Source organism: Merdimmobilis hominis (assembly GCF_900104615.1).
Classification (GTDB): Bacteria; Bacillota; Clostridia; order Oscillospirales; family Ruminococcaceae; genus Merdimmobilis; species Merdimmobilis hominis.
Map to the genome: position 1 here is coordinate 127,076 of NZ_LT629939.1, position 17,297 is coordinate 144,372.

General features: G+C 56.3%; 12 protein-coding genes and 1 other annotated feature (1 of these 13 cut by a window edge). Of the genes, 6 read left to right on the top strand and 6 right to left on the bottom strand.

The features are described 5' to 3' along the window. Window positions 1–220, bottom strand: a binding site (T-box leader) (it extends 32 nt beyond the left edge of the window). 180 nt (window positions 221–400) lie between these two features. The 5 genes from BQ5353_RS00655 to BQ5353_RS00675 all read left to right on the top strand — a co-directional run bounded on the left by BQ5353_RS00655 (window position 401) and on the right by BQ5353_RS00675 (window position 5,713). Continuing rightward, window positions 401–973: a glycerol-3-phosphate responsive antiterminator gene (locus BQ5353_RS00655; protein WP_054331178.1), complete on the top strand. Its 573-nt coding sequence runs from the start codon at window positions 401–403 to the stop codon at window positions 971–973. 25 nt (window positions 974–998) lie between these two features. Further along, window positions 999–2,483 carry a glycerol kinase GlpK gene (gene glpK, locus BQ5353_RS00660; protein ID WP_054331177.1) on the top strand — a complete coding sequence of 495 codons (1,485 nt, stop codon included), beginning with the start codon at window positions 999–1,001 and terminating at the stop codon, window positions 2,481–2,483. Window positions 2,484–2,669: 186 nt separating this feature from the next. Continuing rightward, on the top strand, window positions 2,670–4,112 hold the full coding sequence (locus BQ5353_RS00665) for an NAD(P)/FAD-dependent oxidoreductase (protein ID WP_071427095.1): 1,443 nt from the start codon (window positions 2,670–2,672) through the stop codon (window positions 4,110–4,112). Further along, window positions 4,112–5,362, top strand: a complete 1,251-nt coding sequence (locus tag BQ5353_RS00670) for an NAD(P)/FAD-dependent oxidoreductase (protein ID WP_071427096.1) — start codon at window positions 4,112–4,114, stop codon at window positions 5,360–5,362. Before BQ5353_RS00665 ends, BQ5353_RS00670 begins: the two co-directional genes overlap by 1 nt. A 6-nt stretch (window positions 5,363–5,368) precedes the next feature. After that, window positions 5,369–5,713 (top strand): DUF1667 domain-containing protein, encoded by a 345-nt coding sequence (locus BQ5353_RS00675; protein WP_054331175.1) that lies wholly within the window; start codon window positions 5,369–5,371, stop codon window positions 5,711–5,713. Window positions 5,714–5,903: 190 nt separating this feature from the next. On the opposite strand, the gene BQ5353_RS00680 is transcribed toward BQ5353_RS00675, so the two are convergent. The 3 genes from BQ5353_RS00680 to BQ5353_RS00690 all read right to left on the bottom strand — a co-directional run bounded on the left by BQ5353_RS00680 (window position 5,904) and on the right by BQ5353_RS00690 (window position 11,146). Then, the gene (locus BQ5353_RS00680; RefSeq protein ID WP_231358394.1) at window positions 5,904–6,842 is read right to left on the bottom strand and encodes a 4Fe-4S binding protein; all 939 of its coding nucleotides are present in this window, start codon (window positions 6,840–6,842) and stop codon (window positions 5,904–5,906) included. Between the two features lie 159 nt (window positions 6,843–7,001). Then, window positions 7,002–8,366: an MATE family efflux transporter gene (locus tag BQ5353_RS00685; RefSeq protein ID WP_054331174.1), complete on the bottom strand. Its 1,365-nt coding sequence runs from the start codon at window positions 8,364–8,366 to the stop codon at window positions 7,002–7,004. Between the two features lie 314 nt (window positions 8,367–8,680). Further along, on the bottom strand, window positions 8,681–11,146 hold the full coding sequence (locus BQ5353_RS00690) for an ATP-dependent Clp protease ATP-binding subunit (protein ID WP_071427097.1): 2,466 nt from the start codon (window positions 11,144–11,146) through the stop codon (window positions 8,681–8,683). A 152-nt stretch (window positions 11,147–11,298) separates the two neighbouring features. Between BQ5353_RS00690 and BQ5353_RS12955 the strand changes: the two genes are divergently transcribed. Continuing rightward, window positions 11,299–11,529, top strand: a complete 231-nt coding sequence (locus BQ5353_RS12955) for a hypothetical protein (RefSeq protein ID WP_074026287.1) — start codon at window positions 11,299–11,301, stop codon at window positions 11,527–11,529. Between the two features lie 263 nt (window positions 11,530–11,792). Here BQ5353_RS12955 and pfkA read toward each other — a convergent pair whose 3' ends face one another. From pfkA to whiA, 3 genes are read right to left on the bottom strand one after another with little or no spacing between them, the layout of a single operon-like run. After that, window positions 11,793–12,767 carry a 6-phosphofructokinase gene (gene pfkA / locus BQ5353_RS00695; RefSeq protein ID WP_054331172.1) on the bottom strand — a complete coding sequence of 325 codons (975 nt, stop codon included), beginning with the start codon at window positions 12,765–12,767 and terminating at the stop codon, window positions 11,793–11,795. A 37-nt stretch (window positions 12,768–12,804) separates the two neighbouring features. Beyond that, window positions 12,805–16,323 (bottom strand): DNA polymerase III subunit alpha, encoded by a 3,519-nt coding sequence (locus tag BQ5353_RS00700; RefSeq protein WP_071427098.1) that lies wholly within the window; start codon window positions 16,321–16,323, stop codon window positions 12,805–12,807. Window positions 16,324–16,343: 20 nt separating this feature from the next. Further along, window positions 16,344–17,270, bottom strand: a complete 927-nt coding sequence (gene whiA / locus BQ5353_RS00705) for a DNA-binding protein WhiA (RefSeq protein ID WP_054331171.1) — start codon at window positions 17,268–17,270, stop codon at window positions 16,344–16,346. Window positions 17,271–17,297: the final 27 nt, after the last annotated feature.

Genomic DNA, 17,297 nt, shown 5'->3' on the forward strand with positions numbered 1-17,297 from the left:
GTACCACCCAAATTGCACAAACAATTGCGCCGCTTTCTACGGATTCCAACAAATCCTGGACAGATAACGCAGTCCTTGCGAAGGGCTCTACTAACCCGCTAACAAGCGTTCAATCCTCAGCTCAGGGGCGATGGGCCCATTCCGCTTCCCTGCCGGCTTTCACCAACCGCCGGCTCTCTGCAAAGGAAGGATGGAGGACCGTCCCCGTCATCGCTTTTCTCACTTATGTTATTATTATACCTCCTTCCCAAGATTTGTCAACCGCTATCCGGAAAGTTTGCTTTTCCCCCCGCTTGCCTGTATAATAAAAGGGTAACAGCCAGCGCCGTTCCGGGTCTCTGCCCTCTTCCGTTGCCCGGCGGCGTTTTGAGCGAAAAACACAACATCACTGGAGGCTTTTATGGATCGTGAAACGGTACTTGCCGCCCTGCGGGACGCGCCCATTGTCGCCGCTGTCAAGGACTATGCGGGGCTGGAACGCTCCCTCTCCTCCGACTGCCAGGTGGTTTTTGTCCTGTTTGGGGACATTTTGAGCATCCCCGGCATTGTGGACCAAATCAAGGCCGCAGGCCGCACCGCCTTTGTCCACTTAGATTTGATCGACGGCCTTTCTTCCCGGGAGATTGCGGTCAGTTTCATCCGCAATGCCACCAAGGCGGATGGGGTCATCACCACCAAATCCCAGCTGGTCAAGCGGGCGCGGGAGCTAGGGCTCATCACTGTGCAGCGCTTTTTTATGATCGATTCCATCGCCCTGGAGGGATTTTCCAAACAGCTGGGGGCGGGCCAGCTCCCCGATTTTATTGAGGTGCTGCCCGGCGTCATGCCCAAAATCCTGCGGCGGCTATCGGGGATGACCTCTATCCCCCTCATCGCCGGGGGGCTCATCTCTGACAAAGAGGATATTCTCAGCGCTTTGGCGGCGGGTGCGGCTGCGGTTTCCGCCACCCGCCCTGAAATCTGGTTTATGTAGCAGTACTTTCAGAAGGAGCATCGCCATGAAGAATTATGTCATCGCCTTGGACCAAGGCACCACCAGTTCCCGCGCCATCGTCTTTGACCGGCAGCAAAACATTGTGGAGATCGCCCAAAAGGAGTTCACCCAGCTCTATCCCAAAGCCGGCTATGTGGAGCACGACCCCATGGAGATTTACGCCTCCCAGTATGGCGTCCTCACCGAGGTGCTGGCCCGGGGCAACATCGACCCTGCCGAAGTGGCGGCCATCGGCATCACCAACCAGCGGGAGACCACCATCCTTTGGGACCGCAAAACCGGCCGTCCGGTGTACAACGCCATTGTCTGGCAATGCCGCCGCACCGCCGACATCTGCGAGGATCTGAAAAAACAGGGCCTGGAAGAGTATATCCGTGAGAACACCGGCCTTTTGATCGACGCCTATTTCTCCGGCACCAAGATCAAGTGGATTCTCGACCACGTGGAGGGCCTGCGGGAGAGGGCGGAACGGGGAGAAATCCTCTTCGGCACGGTGGACACCTGGCTCATCTGGAAATTGACGGGGGGCGAAGTCCATGTCACCGACTACACCAACGCCTCCCGAACCATGATCTACAACATCAAGACCCTGGATTGGGACGATACAATTTTAAAAGCACTGGATATCCCCCGCTGTATGCTGCCCCAGGTCTGCAACTCCAGCGAAGTATACGGCACTGTCAATATCGGCGGGGTGAACATCCCCATTGCGGGCATCGCCGGGGATCAGCAGGCGGCCCTGTTTGGCCAGACCTGCTTCCAAAAAGGTGAGGCAAAGAACACCTACGGAACGGGATGTTTCCTATTGATGAACACCGGCGAGGAGATGTACCTCTCTCAAAACGGACTTTTGACCACCATTGCCATCGGCCTGGGCGGCAAGGTGCAGTACGCACTGGAAGGCAGCGTCTTTGTGGGCGGTGCGGTAATCCAGTGGCTGCGGGACGAACTGCGGTTCTTGGGTGACGCCAAGGATTCCGAGTATTTCGCCACCCAGGTGGAGGACAACGGCGGGGTGTACCTGGTGCCCGCTTTTACCGGACTGGGCGCCCCCCACTGGGACATGTATGCCCGAGGGGCCATCTTTGGGCTGACCCGTGGAGCCGGGCGCAACCATATCATCCGGGCGGCGCTGGAGGCCATCGCCTACCAGACTAAGGATGTGCTGGACGCCATGGTTGCCGACACCGGCATCGACCTGCGGGAACTGAAGGTGGACGGCGGGGCCAGCGCCAACAATTTCCTCATGCAGTTCCAGGCGGACATCCTGGGCCGCTCCATCCGCCGACCGATGATCCGGGAGACCACCGCCCTGGGTGCAGCGTATCTGGCCGGGTTGGCTGTCGGGTTCTGGAAGGATCTGGGCGACATCAAAAACCAGTGGACCCTTGACAAGATCTATTCCCCCCAGATGGAGGGCACACAGCGGGAGAAACTGTTAAAAGGCTGGAAAAAAGCCGTATCTCGGGCTAAAAATTGGGAGGAATAACGGCCTCTCGCGGTTGAAACCGGACAGCAAACGTGGTATACTGAATTTGAATTTCATATGTGCTTTAGCGATGAGAGAGACAAAGCAGCTACCGGCCGTATTCCAGCGGCTTTGGCTTGCTTTGCCTCTTTTTTTGTGCGCGCTTTGGAATGTGACTGATAAAACAATTGAGGAGGTACCCTTTTCATGTATGATGTGGTAGTAATCGGCTGCGGTATCGTCGGTGCGGCCACCGCCTATGAGCTGTCCAAATACCAGCTCAAGACAGCGGTCCTCGAGAAGGAAAACGACGTCGCCGACCAGACGACAAAGGCCAACAGCGCCATCATCCACGCGGGCTACGACCCGGAGCCCGGAACCTTGATGGCTAAGCTCAATGTGGAAGGCAGCCGCCTGGCCAAGGAGCTCTGCCAGAAACTGAGCGTCCATTACAACCAGGTGGGCTCGTTTGTCATTGCCTTCAACGACGAAGAGGCCAAAACCGTAGAGGAGATCTACGAGCGCGGGGTGAAAAACGGCGTCCCGGAATTGCGGATCCTCTCCGGGGAGGAGGCCCTCAAGATGGAGCCCAACCTGAACCCCAAGGTTCAGTGCGCCCTCTACGCCCCTACTGCCGCCATTGTCAACCCCTGGGAATTTGCCATCGCCTTGGCGGAGACCGCCGTGCGCAACGGGGTGGAACTCTACTTAAACAACAAGGTGGTCGGCATTGAAAAGACCGCCGATGGGTACTTAATCACCACCGATAAAAATGTCTATGAAACCCGTTATATCATCAACGCGGCGGGGGTCCATTGCGACGAGGTCCACAACCTGGTGGCCGAACCGGAGTTCCGCTCCCTGCCCAACCAGGGCCAGTATTACCTTCTGGATAAGAGCCAAGGCAAGCTGGTGAACAAAGTCATCTTCCAATGCCCCACCAAGGTGGGCAAGGGCGTCCTGGTGGCCCCCACCGTCCACGGCAATTTGATCGTAGGCCCCAACTCCCATTTTGTAGAGGGATATGAGGATGTTTCCACCACAGCTGACGGCCTGGCTGAAGTGCTGAACGCCTCCCTCAAATCGGTGCCGGGCATCAACTTCCGGGAGAACATCCGCAACTTTGCTGGCATCCGGGCTTACATTGACCGGGAGGACTTCCTCATTGCCGAATCCAAAACCGCGAAAAACTTCATCAACCTGGCGGGCATCAAATCCCCTGGCCTCTCCGCCGCGCCGGCCATTGCCAAAATGGCAGTGGACATCCTGCGGGATCTGGGCCTCTCCGCCACAGAGAAAGAAGGGTTTGTGGACACCCGGGAAAAGATCAACTTCAAAGATCTGCCCCAGGAAGAAAAAGCTGCGGTCATCGCCAAGGATGCCCGTTACGGCCGGGTAATCTGCCGCTGCGAGACCATCACCGAAGGGGAGATTGTGGCCTGCCTCCATTCCCCCATCCCCCCCAAGACCATCGACGGGGTGAAGCGGCGCTGCAACGCCGGCATGGGCCGCTGCCAAGGCGGATTTTGTGGCCCCCGTGTCCAGGAGATCATCTCCCGGGAGCTCCACATCCCCTACAGCGAAATCGAGATGGACAAAACCGGCAGCTACATCATCACCGGCGAGACCAAAGTGGGAGGGAATCTGTAATGTATGATCTGATTGTCATCGGCGGAGGCCCCGCCGGTTTGGCCGCCGCCTACGAAGGCTACACCGGCGGCGCAAAAAAAGTGCTGATTCTGGAGCGGGATAAAGAACTGGGCGGCATCCTTAACCAATGCATCCACAACGGTTTCGGCCTCCATTACTTTAAAGAGGAGCTGACCGGCCCCGAATACGCTCAACGCTTTGCCGAAATGGTCCGCAGCACCGATGTGGAGGTAAAAACCGACACCATGGTGCTGGAAATCACCGAGGATAAAAAGGTCCATGCCATCAACACGGTGGACGGCTACATGATCCTGGAGGCCAAGGCCATCGTCCTGGCCATGGGCTGCCGGGAGCGGACCCGGGGCGCCATCTCTATCCCCGGCACCCGCCCCGCCGGCATCTTTACTGCCGGCACTGCCCAGCGGTATGTCAACATGGAGGGCTATATGGTGGGCAAACGGGTAGTCATCCTGGGCTCCGGAGACATCGGTCTGATCATGGCCCGCCGCATGACCCTGGAAGGGGCTAAGGTCCTGGCCTGCGTGGAGCTGATGCCCTATTCCAACGGCTTGAACCGGAATATCGTCCAGTGCCTCAACGACTACGGCATTCCCCTTTATCTCTCCCACACCATCACCGACATCCAAGGCGACCGCCGGGTAGAAAAGGTGATCATCTCCAAGGTGGATGAGAACCGCAAACCCATCCCTGGCTCGGAAATCGAGTTCGACTGCGACACCGTGCTGTTGTCGGTGGGCCTGATCCCGGAAAACGAGCTCTCCCGCGGGGTGGGCATCCAAATCGATCCCCGCACCAACGGCCCGGTGGTCTATGAGAATATGGAGACCTCCATCCCCGGCGTTTTCGCCTGCGGCAATGTGGTCCACGTTCACGACCTGGTGGACTTTGTCACCGCGGAAAGCAAGCGGGCTGGCGGCAATGCGGCCAAATACATCCTTTCGGAGGGCATCCAAGAGGGCAAGCTGATCCAGTTGAAAAACGGGGACAATGTGGGCTACACCGTCCCCCAGAAGATCCGCACCGGAAATGTGGACAAATTTGTAGAGGTCTTTTTCCGGGTGCGCAACGTCTTCCAAGATGTTGTCATCAAGGTGACCTCCGGAGGGGAGGCCCTCTCCACCTTCAAGCGGGAGCACATGGCCCCTGGCGAGATGGAAAAAATCGTCATCCCCAAGGCGCTGCTGGACAAAGCCGCCGATGAGATTGTCATTTCTGTAGAAAAGGAGTAAGCGAAGATGACCGATTTGATTTGTATTGTCTGCCCCAAGGGCTGCCACCTCCATGTGGATGAAGAAAACGGTTATGCCGTCACCGGCAACTCCTGCCCTAGAGGCGCCGACTACGGGAAAAAAGAGCTGGTCAATCCCACCCGGGTGATCACCTCCACTGTGAAGATCACCGGTGGCATCCACCACCGTCTACCAGTGAAAACCGACCGGGACATCCCCAAGGCGATGATCCCGGAAGCCATGGCGCTGCTGAATGCAGTGCAGGTCCAGTCCCCTGTCAAAGTAGGGGACATCGTGGTTAAGGACGTCCTGGGCACCGGCGCCAACTTTGTCGCCTCCCGGGATATGTAACCCCTATTGTATAGAACACCCCTCCCCTGCCCAAGCCGCCAGGAGAGGGGCGTTTTTTATTCTCTCGAAAGACATGCCAGCCCGGCAAACCGCCCCTGCTGATCTGTGGCATACAAACGAAAAAGCGCCTGGGGAAAAATCCCCCCAGGCGCTCAATTCCTATGCTTTCGTTCCAGCGGCAACTGCTTTTTTAATGGGATCTTGCCCCTTCATGCGACCTTATGTAACCCATAAGTTTGGAATGGTATTCGTCAAGCGTATCCGGCATCGGTTCCGCATGACGGTCAAACAAAAGATCGGGCAGATAGCGGGGCGTTTTCCCTCCAGCCGTCATGGAGCGCACACAGCCAATGCAGTATACAACAACATCCTGACAGGGGAATTGATCCGCCCGCATCTGTATGCGCCGCTCCACCTCTTCGTTGGGGACGGCACCATAAAAATTATCACCGCAGCAGACAGAGGAGGTTCCGCTAAACTCCGCTTCTACAATTTTGATGTGCATTTTTTGCAAAAGGCTTCTTATAGCGCGATGAACCTGTGGCCTGTGCCGGTACCCACAGGAGTCGTGGATCGACACGGTCATCCCCCCATAGTCCGGCAATTTCAAATCTGGGATACTGTCCAAGACTTCCCAATAGGAAACCGTGCGAATGCCATTATATAAAGAGCGGAAGCGGCGGTCACAGCCCGCACAGTTGTTGATGATGACAGAGCCTGCCTCCAACTGGGGATCGTTTCGGCAACAAATGTTGTGGAGCTTTACCTGCCCGAAATGTTCGTGCAACAAGTTCAACATCATCTCTGGAACTTCTGGTTTGTACAAGCTCAATGCACAGCCCGGATTAAAATAGCATTTGTCCGGATCTATAGCCTGGATGGGTATGCTGTCCCGTTCCCCCAATACCGGCTCAGCCGCGCCTACGGGGCATACAACTGAGCAAGTACCGCAGTCAATACAAATGGACGGGTCAATCTCCCGCTTTTCCGCTCCCATGGTAATTGCGCCGACAGGGCATTCTCCCTCACATTTCCCACACCCTATACAGGAATCCGCAATGATATAGTAAAGTTTGTCCTCAATCCCGATCTTGATCGCATCCACAGAAAGATCTGTCTTTTTGTTCACCGCAAACACCTCCGCCGCTCTTATTTACCCAGACGCAATGATTATGAATAAAATATATCATAGCACAAACTGCCATGCAACCTTTTCCCATACGGACATACAGCAAAAAGCGCCTAGGTCATCCCCAGGCGCTTTTTGTTTATAAAGAAATCCTCTTTTTTATTTGGCCGTCACTTGTGGAAGCAGGTGCACAGCGCGCTGTGTCTGCCGCCGGTCCACCAGGCGTTTATAGGGGTAAGCAAAGGCAAGGGTGCCAAGCTCGGCAAAGGTGATGGTCAGCCAAACGCCGTTTTCTCCGAGGATTGGGGTGAGGACAATGATGCCCACCAGCACTAGGACAATCCCGCGGGAGAGGGCCACAACGGTGGAGATCTTCGGCCGCTCGATGGATTGGAAGTAGTACATCAGCATGGTGTTGAGGCCAGTGAAGACAAAGGAGACAAAGTAAAGCTTCATCGCGGGGATACAAGCCTCGATCAAATTCATGTCCTCGGTGAAGCAACCGGCGATCTGCCGGGGCATCACCAGCACCAAGAGGAATACCACCGTAGAGAAACCGACAGCGGTGAGCATAGAAATCTTTGCCGCCCGCTGGGATCGGTCATACTGCTGGGCGCCGTAGTTGGCGCTGATCAGCGGCTGGGTGGCCTGGGCGATGCCGTTGAAAATGCCCTTGCCCACATACGCGATGTTGGAGATGATGGTGTAGCAGGCGACGGCCAGCTCCCCGCTGATCTTCAAAAGCACGATGTTGAACACAAAAATGATCATGCCGGAGGTGAACTCCAGGCAGAAGGTTCCAATGCCGTTCTGCAAAATCCGCTTGAGCAGCGAAAGGTCGCAGCAGTCCCGGGTGAAATGGAGGGTGTTGTTTTTCAAAATATAATGAAGGCTCATCAGCGCCAAACTGATGAAGGGAGAAATGGCGGTGGCCAGGGCCGCGCCGAAAATCCCCATCCCCATTTTGGCCATAAACACATAGTCAAAGACGATGTTAAACAGATTGCCAGTGACGGTGGCAATCATCACCAATTTGGGGTTGTAATCCGCCCGGATGATCACCTGCATCATGCTGGAGAGGATAAAGGCGAAGCAGGTGCAGTTGATGGGGGTCATATATTGGGAAACGTAGGGCATCAGTTGGTCGGTGGCCCCCAGGAACCGGGCAAAGGGCTCCAGGTAAAGGGTGGCCAGCACACTGATGGTGACCCCTACAACTAGGTTGCATAAAATAGCCAGGGAGAAAATCTTATCTGGGCTTTCGTGATCCCCCTGCCCCAACTTGACCATGATGGTGGTAGAAGCACCCACGCCGATGAGCAACCCAATGGATGTAAATAGAGTGAAGATAGGCATGCAGATGTTCATTGCCGCCAGTGCGGTACTGCCCACATACACGCCAATGAACATAACGTCCGCCAAGCAGTAAAGGGAATGAGTGATCATACCCATGACGGTCGGCAGCAGATATCCAAGAAAGACCTTCAAAATGTTCTGATGCAACAACCTGTCTGTTTTTTCCACGAGGATGCGCCTCCCACTTCTATGTGTTTGGTTTAGCGGGCTCTCGCCCCTGGGCTGCCGCCGTTCCCATTGCTGACAAACGCCTGTTTTAGGCGGTATTAGGGGTAGATAAAAACGGCTGGCCCTTAAATCTTGCTTTAGTTTAGCATGTTTTCCAGTGGGGATCGACATCGGAATTTTTGAATTATCTGTGAATAGGTCGGCCATGCACGAAAATTCTCGCTTATACGTCATTTTGCATAGGAAAAGATAATATTTTTTGGCGGAGCTAACAAAAGGGAAGCCGCGATGCGGCCTCCCTTTTGCTGCCAATTCTATTGCCTCTTTTCCCCTTTTAGGAAGCGGTACTCCTCCCCTTCTAAAGTGCAGAGGACGCTGTCTCCTGCCGCAAAATCCCCCTTGAGCAGATGGTCGGCAAAAGCATCTTCAATTTTTTGCTGGATGGCCCTACGCAGCGGCCGCGCCCCATAAATGGGGTCAAACCCGGCTTTGGCCACTGCCTCCACCGCCTGGGGAGCAAAAGTGAGGGCAATCCCCATCTGCTCCACCCGCTGGCTCACCTGTTCCAACAGCCGCTGGGCGATGGTGTGGATCTCCTCCTGGGTCAACTTGTGGAATACGATGGTTTCATCCACCCGGTTGAGGAATTCTGGCTTGAAGGCCCGGCGCAGCTCCCCCAGCACATCGCTGCGGATGCGTTTGTCGTCGTCCTCCTCCCCGCCGGCGGAGAAGCCGAAGTTCTTCCGCTCGGTGATAAACCGGGCTCCCAGATTGGAAGTCATGATGATCACCGCGTTCTGGAAGCTGACTCGCCTGCCCTGGGAATCGGTGAGGGTGCCGTCCTCCAGGATTTGCAGCAGCATATTGAAGACATCTGGATGGGCTTTCTCAATCTCGTCGAACAGCACCACCGAATAGGGCCTGCGACGGATCCGTTCAGTCAATTGGCCGCCGTCGTCGTAGCCCACATAGCCGGGAGGCGCCCCCACCATTTTGGAGGCGGCATGGGCTTCCATGTATTCAGACATGTCCAGCCGGATCAACGCTTGTTCGCTGCCAAAAAGGGCTTTCGCCAGCGCTTTGGTCAGCTCGGTTTTGCCCACGCCAGTAGGCCCTAAAAAGATGAAAGAGCCGATGGGGCGGCCCGGGTCTTTAAGGCCCACCCGGCCCCGGCGAATGGCCTTGGCAACCGCTGTCACTGCTTGATCCTGGCCCACCACCTGACGGTGGAGCTCCTCTTCCAAATGGAGAAGGCGCTGGCTCTGCTCCTGGGTAAGGGTAGTCACATCGATGCCGGTGGCCTTAGCCACCACCTGGGCAACATCCTCTGCGGTTACCTCCCCCTGCTGGCGGTCGCCGCATTTCCAATTTCCGTCCAACACCTGAATTTTATCCTTGATCTCCAGTTCGCTGTCCCGGATCTTAGCCGCCTGTTCAAATTCTTGGGCATTGATGGCGGATTCCTTTTCCTCCCGCAGGGATTTGAGCCGTTCTTCCAGCTCTTTGATGTCTTTAGGTGCTGTAAAGGCTTTTAGCTTCACACAGGATGCCGCCTCGTCGATCAAATCCACAGCCTTATCTGGGAGGTACCGGTCGTTGATGTATCGGGCGGAAAGGGTCACCGCCGCTTGGATAGCCTCATCGCTAATGCGGATTTTATGGTGGGCTTCATACCGGTCCCGCAGGCCCTCCAGGATTTTCACCGCGTCTTCTTCGGTGGGCTCTTTGACTAGGATGCTTTGGAACCGGCGCTCCAGAGCGGCATCCTTTTCAATATGGCGGCGGTACTCTTCCAGGGTAGTAGCCCCCACCAGCTGGATTTCCCCCCGGGCCAATTGAGGCTTTAAGATATTGGCGGCATCCACCGCGCCCTCTGCCGCACCGATGCCCATGATGTTGTGGATCTCATCCACAAACAAGATAATGTTGCCAGCAGCGACCACCTCTGCCAACACGGTTTTAATCCGCTCTTCAAAATCGCCCCGGTATTTGGTCCCTGCTACCATGCTGGTCAAGTCCAGGGAAACCAGGCGCTTCTCCCGCAGGATATCCGGCACCTCCCCATCTACAATCCGCTGGGCAAGGCCCTCCACAATGGCAGTTTTGCCAACGCCGGCCTCGCCGATTAAACAGGGGTTGTTTTTTGTGCGGCGGGAGAGGATCTGCACCACCCGGCTGATCTCCTCCTGCCGGCCGATCACCGGGTCCAGCTGATTGGCCTGAGCCTGGTCCGTCAGGTCTTTGCTGTATTTATCCAAATTGGGTGTTTTGGTATTCTGTGGTTTTACCGTTTTGGTCGGCGCCTTTTTGCTGCGGTCGGTGCCGTAGATTTCCATGGCCTCTGCCCCCATTGCTTCGATCAAATTTTTATACAGACGGTCGGGGTCGATGCCGATCTCTTTCAAAAATCGGACGGCATAGCTGTCGTTTTCTTTCAAAATTGCCATTAAAATGTGTTCTGTGCCCACATAACTGTGGCCCAGTACCCGCGCCTCCAGGATCGACATCTCCAAAATCCGCTTGCATCGGGGGGTTAAATCCCCTGGGGAGAGGTCGGTCTTCATACCGCTGCCGATGGTCTTGATCAGTAAAGAGAGAATGTCCTCTCCCTGGGCTCCCTGGGAAAAGAGCAGATGATAGGCGACACCACTCCCTTCCTTTTGAAGGCCGTAGAGAAGGTGTTCGCTTCCTATATAAGTATGCCCCAGCTGGGAGGCCGCCGAAATTGCCAGATTGATCGCGTTGTTCGCCTTTTGGGTAAAGCCGTTGAATCGGAACATGATCCATCCTCCATACCGCAGGGTTGCGGCAGTTTTCTACTATTAATATGGACACCGGCTTTTGGTTTATGCCGGGGCAAAAATGTTTTGTAACCAAAGACCTGCGATTGTCATAGTATATGTTGAAATCACTTTTAAGGAGGATTTACTTTATGTGTAACAACAATGGCTTCTTCGGTGGAAACTGCAGCTGTATCTGGTGGATTCTGATCATCATCGTTCTGTGCTGCTGCTGCGGCGGTGGATACGGCAATGGTGGGTATGACTGTGGCTGCGGTTGTGGTTGCGGTGGTTGTGGCTGCGGCTGCGGCTGCGGCAACAACTGTGGCTGCGGTTGCGGCTGCAACAGTGGCTGTAACAACAATTGCAGCTGCGCCTGCTAGTTTCCCCAAGTAAATCTCTCAGAGGGCGGTATGCCGGGCATGCCGCCCTCCGGCTTTTACAGGATAATTCTAAAATACACAACCCCCCACTCCTAAATGGGAGCGAGGGGTTGTATATTTCATATAAGCCATTCTATGGGAATTTTCTGCATCCCCAGCCGCAGGGGATTCTCTCTAAGCATATACCGTGGGCCGGAGAAATTTTAAACCCCAAGAAAGCGCTGATTTTGGCTTTTACTTCCCGACAAAAAGGCGATTCTTCCTTACATGGAGATTTCATTGGCCACCCGGTACAGGTCCAGGTCGATAGTTTTGCGCATCTTCAGGGCGGATTTGATATCCAAGTCGGTAATCACACCGTTCTGGTATACTACCACCCGGTCCCCCTGGCCTTGTTTAAGCAGGTCTACCGCGTGGTCGCCCATCTGGCTGGCCATCAGCCGTTCCCGGGCAGTAGGGGTTCCACCCCGCTGGACATGCCCCAAGATGGTTCCGCGGGTGGCGATGCCGGTGCGCTGCTGGATGTAGTAGCCCATTTCAGCGGTATTCCCCACCCCTTCCGCCACGATGACGATAAAGTGATGTTTCCCTGACTGCATGGTCCGCAACATCTTGGATACCACATCCCGTTCCAAATCAAATTCGATTTCCGGCACTAAGATGGCGATAGCCCCACAGGCGATCCCAGCGGCAAGGGCAATGTGCCCGGTTTTACGGCCCATGACCTCCACGATGGAGCAGCGGTCGTGGGATTGGGAGGTGTCGCGCAGCCGGTCCACCATCTCCATCACCGTGTTGACAGCGGTGTCAAAGCCGATGGTGTACTCCGACCCGGCGATGTCATTGTCAATGGTGCCAGGAATGCCCACACAGGGAATCCCCCGTTTGGAGAGCTCCAGCGCCCCGCGGAAGGAACCATCCCCTCCAATGACCACCAGGGCGTCAATCCCCTGTTCCCGGCAGATTCGGACCGCTTGTTCTTGGCCCTCTTTCTGCATAAACTCAGGGCAGCGGGCCGAATACAGCATGGTGCCACCCCGCTGAAGAATATTGCAGACACTGCGCAGGTGCAGTTCTTCCATATCATTTTGAATCAAGCCGCTGTAGCCCCGGCGGATTCCCATCACCCGGAAGCCGTTGTAGATGCCGGCCCGGGCAACAGCGCGCACCGCGGCGTTCATACCGGGGGCGTCTCCCCCGCTGGTCAGCACACCGATGGTTCGAATCTCTCGAGACATAGTCACTCCCCCTCCCTTTTGGGTAGTATATGATTTCTTACGGCTGATAAACCGCATTTTTCTCCCCCAATACCCGTTTGAGCTCTGTGAGAAGAGGCTGGTTGTACTCCACCCACATGGATTGAGGGGCGAGGGTCAGCTTTCCGGTGTCCTCAAAAAAGACATACACCGGGGTCGGCCCTTCAAAGATGGAAAGCAGGTTGGATGCCTTTTCAAAGGCTTCGCTGCCCCGGCTGGGGGCTTTCAGGTAAAGCCCTTTTCTCCGCCCGGGCTTGCCCGCGGTTTTTTTCTCCTCCCGCTGGTCCGGCGCGGCGGCCTCTTTGGCCGAGAGGGCTTGATCGGCGGGGATCACCCGCTCGCAGAGGATTTTGGGGTCTTCGTCCTCCCGCAGGCTGAGACGGCCCTCCAGCACCAAGGCAGCCCCTTCTTGGAGCAGGCCCGAGCAGGCGGCCAGCACTTTGGGGAAGACCAAAACTTCCAGGGAGCCGGTCAAGTCCTCGATGGAGAGGAAGGCCATGGTGTCGTCATTCTTGGTGGCTTTCATCTTCTTACCGGTGATGATGCAGACCACACGTATAGAGTTGCCGTCCTTGACCGCCTTGTTCCGCCCCTCCTCATGGGCGAGGATGTCCCCTATTTCCACCGACCGCAGTTTTTTGATCAGCTTGGTGTAAGCGGATAGAGGGTGCCCTGTGATGTAGAGGCCAGTGGTCTCCTTTTCCATCTTGAGGATCTGGGGGGCGGGGAATTCCTCCATAGGGGGAAGGCGGTATTCGGTTTTCACCTCTGCCGGGGCGGAGTCAAAGAGGTTGATCTGCCCGGAGATGTTGTTTTTCTGCACCCGGTCGATATCGGCCAGCAGCCCTTCATACCCCGAGAGGAGCTGGCTGCGGTGGTAACCGAAGGAATCGAGGGCCCCGCATTTGATCAAGCTCTCCATGGCCCGCTTGTTCAGGTCCTTGCCGTACATCCGCTGGCAGAAATCGGTGAAGCTTTCAAAGGGGCCGGCCTCCCGCTCCTGGAGCACCTCCCGAATCAGGCCCCGGCCGATATTTTTCACCGCCAAAAGGCCGAAGCGGATTCCTTCCTCGGTGACGGTAAACCCTTCGTCACTCTCTTGAATGCTGGGGGGCAGCACCTGGATGCCCAGCCGGCCGCATTCGTTGATGTATTCAATCACCTTATCGGTGTTGTCCAGCACGCTGGTGAGGAGAGCGGCCAAAAACTCCTTAGGATAATAGCATTTCAAAAAAGCGGTCTGGTAGGCCAAGTAGGCATAAGCAGCTGCGTGGGATTTGTTGAAGGCGTAGGAGGCAAAGCCGCTCATCTCGTCAAAGATGCTGTTGGCGATCTCCTCGCTGACCCCGTTGGCAACCGCCCCCACGCACTCCACCGAGCCGTCCTCCTTGAGGGCGCCATGGACAAAGTTCTGCCGTTCCTTCTCCATCACATCCGCCTTTTTCTTGGACATGGCCCGGCGCACCAGATCCGCCCGGCCGTAGGAGTACCCAGCCAACTGGCGGCAGATCTGCATGACCTGCTCCTGGTAGACGATACAGCCGTAGGTGACGTCCAGAATGGGCTTGAGCAGCGGGTGTTTGTAGGTGACAAGGGCCGGGTTGTGGCGGTTTCGGATATAAGTGGGGATGGAGTCCATCGGGCCAGGGCGGTAAAGGGAGATCACCGCGATCAAATCCTCCATCGACTCTGGCCGGAGCTGCATCAGCACCTGGCGCATCCCGCTGGATTCGAACTGGAACACACCCTGGGTCTGCCCCAGGGTGAGCATCTCAAACACCTTGCCATCCGCAAGATTGATTTTGTCGATATCAAACCCCGGGTGCTTGCGGCGGATCATCTTTTGGGCGTAGCTGATCACCGTCAGGGTGCGCAGACCCAAGAAGTCCATCTTTAAAAGGCCCAGTTCTTCCAGGGTGGTCATGGGGAACTGGGTGACCACTGCTTCATCGTTTTTTTGCAGGGGGACATAGGTGTCCACCGGGTCCCGGGTGATGACCACCCCCGCCGCATGGGTGGAAGCGTGGCGGGGCATCCCTTCGATGCTGCGGGCAGTGTCGATCAGCTCCTTCACCTGGGGGGAGGTCTCGTACAGCTCTTTGAGGGGCTGGGAGACGGTAAGCGCCTTGTCAATGGTCATGTTCAGCGGCATGCCGGGAATCAGTTTGGCAATGGAGTCCACCTGCTGGTAACTGATGCCCAAAGCCCTGCCCACATCCCGCACCGATCCCTTGGCCGCCATGGTGCCGAAGGTGATGATCTGGGCCACGTGGTCGCTCCCATACTTGGCCACCACATAGTCGATGACTTCCTGGCGGCGCTCGTAGCAGAAATCGATGTCAAAGTCGGGCATGCTGACCCGTTCCGGGTTCAAAAACCTCTCAAACAACAGGTTGTATTTGATGGGGTCGATGCCGGTGATCCCCATGGCGTAGGCGGCGATGCTCCCTGCGCCGGAGCCTCTGCCCGGCCCCACTGGGATACCCTTGCTGCGGGCATAGTTGATGAAGTCCCAGACGATGAGGAAGTAATCCACATACCCCATCTTTTTGATAACCGACATCTCATGCTCCAAGCGCTGGGTCAGCTCAGGCGCCGGGTTATCCCCATACCGGTTTACAAGGCCGGTGCGGCAGAGGTCTTCAAAAAATTCCACATTGTCCCGGCCATCGGGCGCGGTATAGTAGGGGAGCTTGGTATGGCCGAATTCAAATTCCACATTGCAGCGCTCTGCAATAGCCAAAGTGTTGTCCAACGCTTCGGGGATCTCAGGGAACAGCTGTTCCATCTCCTGGCGGGACTTGATGTAAAACTCCTGGGTGGGGAACTCCATATCGGAATCCTCGTCCACCGTGTGGTTGGTCTGGATACAGACCAGCACCTTCTGCATCTGGCTGTCCTCTTTGCGGATGTAATGGGCGTCGTTGGTGGCCACCAGGCCGATGCCGGTCTCCCGGGAGAGGCGGATCAAGTCGGGGAGAATCCTCTTCTGTTCCGGGATGCCGTGGTCCTGGATTTCAATAAAGTAGTTGTCCTTGCCGAAAATCCCTTGGTATTCCAAGGCGACCCGCTTCGCCTCCTGGTAATCGCCAGCCACCAAATTGCGGGGGATCTGCCCCGCCAAACAAGCGGAGAGACAGATGAGCCCCTCACTGTGGCTGCGCAGCAGCTCCAAATCCGCCCGGGGCCGGTTGTAAAACCCATCGATAAACCCTTTGGAAACCAAGGAAATCAGGTTTTGATAGCCGGTGTTGTCCTTACAGAGGAGCACCAGGTGGTAGGGGGAGCTGTCGATCCGGTAGACTTTGTCAAACCGGGTGCGGGGCGCCACATACACCTCACAGCCGATGATGGGTTTGATCCCCAGCTTTTTAGCCTGTTTGTAGAAGTCGATTACCCCATACATCACCCCATGGTCGGTGATGGCCATAGAGGATTGTCCCAGTTCTTTGGCCCGCTCCAGCAGCTTTTCAATACGGCAGGCGCCGTCCAGCAGGCTGTATTCGGTATGTACGTGTAGATGACAAAAATCGGTCACCTGTCCCCCTCCTTTCTTGGTCACTTCCGGGCTGCGGTCTGGATCCGGCGGATCTCATCGGCCAGGGCGCCGATCCGCTTCAAGCGGTGGTTGACTCCGGAGCGGGAGATATTCTCTGACAAGTTTTCCCCCAGTTCCCGCAGGGACATCTCCGGGTTTTGGAGGCGCAGAAAGGCCAGCTCCCGCAGGTCGTCCTCCAAAGCACCTTCCCCCCGCTCCCGCAGGATCAGGTTGATGTCCTCGATCTGCTGCATGGCGGCAGTGACCGTCTTTTCGATGTTGGCCGTCTCGCAGTTGGTCACCCGGTTGACCTTGTTGCGCATGTCTTTATAGATTTTGACCTCCATCAGCTCCAGGGCGGCGGTGCTCGCCCCAATGGTGGCGAGGAGGTCCTCAATGTTTTCGCTCTCTTTGTAATAGACGATCTCCTGCCCCCGGCGCCGGGTCAGCTTGGGCGTGGGCAGAATCAGCCCAATGGCGTCGCACAAAGGCTGGGCCAAGCCGGGAGAAGGCACCACAAATTCCAGGTGGTAACTCTTCTGGGGATCGGTGACATTGCCGCAGGCCAGGAACACCCCGCTCAAAAACGCGGCCAAATCCCCTTCCTCCGCCAAGTTCTCCATTCGGATGCCTTCGGCCCCTTCCCGGTGGCCGAAAAAGGCGAGCACCTTCTCCCGATCCTCCCGGCTGTCCACCGATACGGCAAACACCGAATTCCCAGTGTGCTTGGTCTCCTTGATGGTGATGCTTTCGGTGATGCCGACGAGGTCGGTGATGGCATTGGCATAGAGCTTGGTCACCCGCTTATTCTCAGTGACCAGGCCGATGGCCTCCTCCCCAAAGTGTTTGCCAAACAGCAGAAGCCCGTAGGCCTGGGCTGCCCGCCGAGGGCCCCGAAACGCCTTGCTGCGGTAGATTTCGCTTTTGATTTTATAGGTGAAGGTCATGGTATGCCCCCTTACTGCTGCCGCCGG

Excerpts from the sequence above, each read along its gene's own strand:
- whiA (WP_054331171.1), bottom strand. The coding sequence starts at position 17,270 with ATGACCTTCACCTATAAAATCAAAAGCGAAATCTACCGCAGCAAGGCG.
- pfkA (WP_054331172.1), bottom strand. The coding sequence starts at position 12,767 with ATGTCTCGAGAGATTCGAACCATCGGTGTGCTGACCAGCGGGGGAGAC.
- BQ5353_RS00670 (WP_071427096.1), top strand. The coding sequence starts at position 4,112 with ATGTATGATCTGATTGTCATCGGCGGAGGCCCCGCCGGTTTGGCCGCC.
- BQ5353_RS00675 (WP_054331175.1), top strand. The coding sequence starts at position 5,369 with ATGACCGATTTGATTTGTATTGTCTGCCCCAAGGGCTGCCACCTCCAT.
- BQ5353_RS00655 (WP_054331178.1), top strand. The coding sequence starts at position 401 with ATGGATCGTGAAACGGTACTTGCCGCCCTGCGGGACGCGCCCATTGTC.
- BQ5353_RS12955 (WP_074026287.1), top strand. The coding sequence starts at position 11,299 with ATGTGTAACAACAATGGCTTCTTCGGTGGAAACTGCAGCTGTATCTGG.
- BQ5353_RS00665 (WP_071427095.1), top strand. The coding sequence starts at position 2,670 with ATGTATGATGTGGTAGTAATCGGCTGCGGTATCGTCGGTGCGGCCACC.
- BQ5353_RS00690 (WP_071427097.1), bottom strand. The coding sequence starts at position 11,146 with ATGTTCCGATTCAACGGCTTTACCCAAAAGGCGAACAACGCGATCAAT.
- glpK (WP_054331177.1), top strand. The coding sequence starts at position 999 with ATGAAGAATTATGTCATCGCCTTGGACCAAGGCACCACCAGTTCCCGC.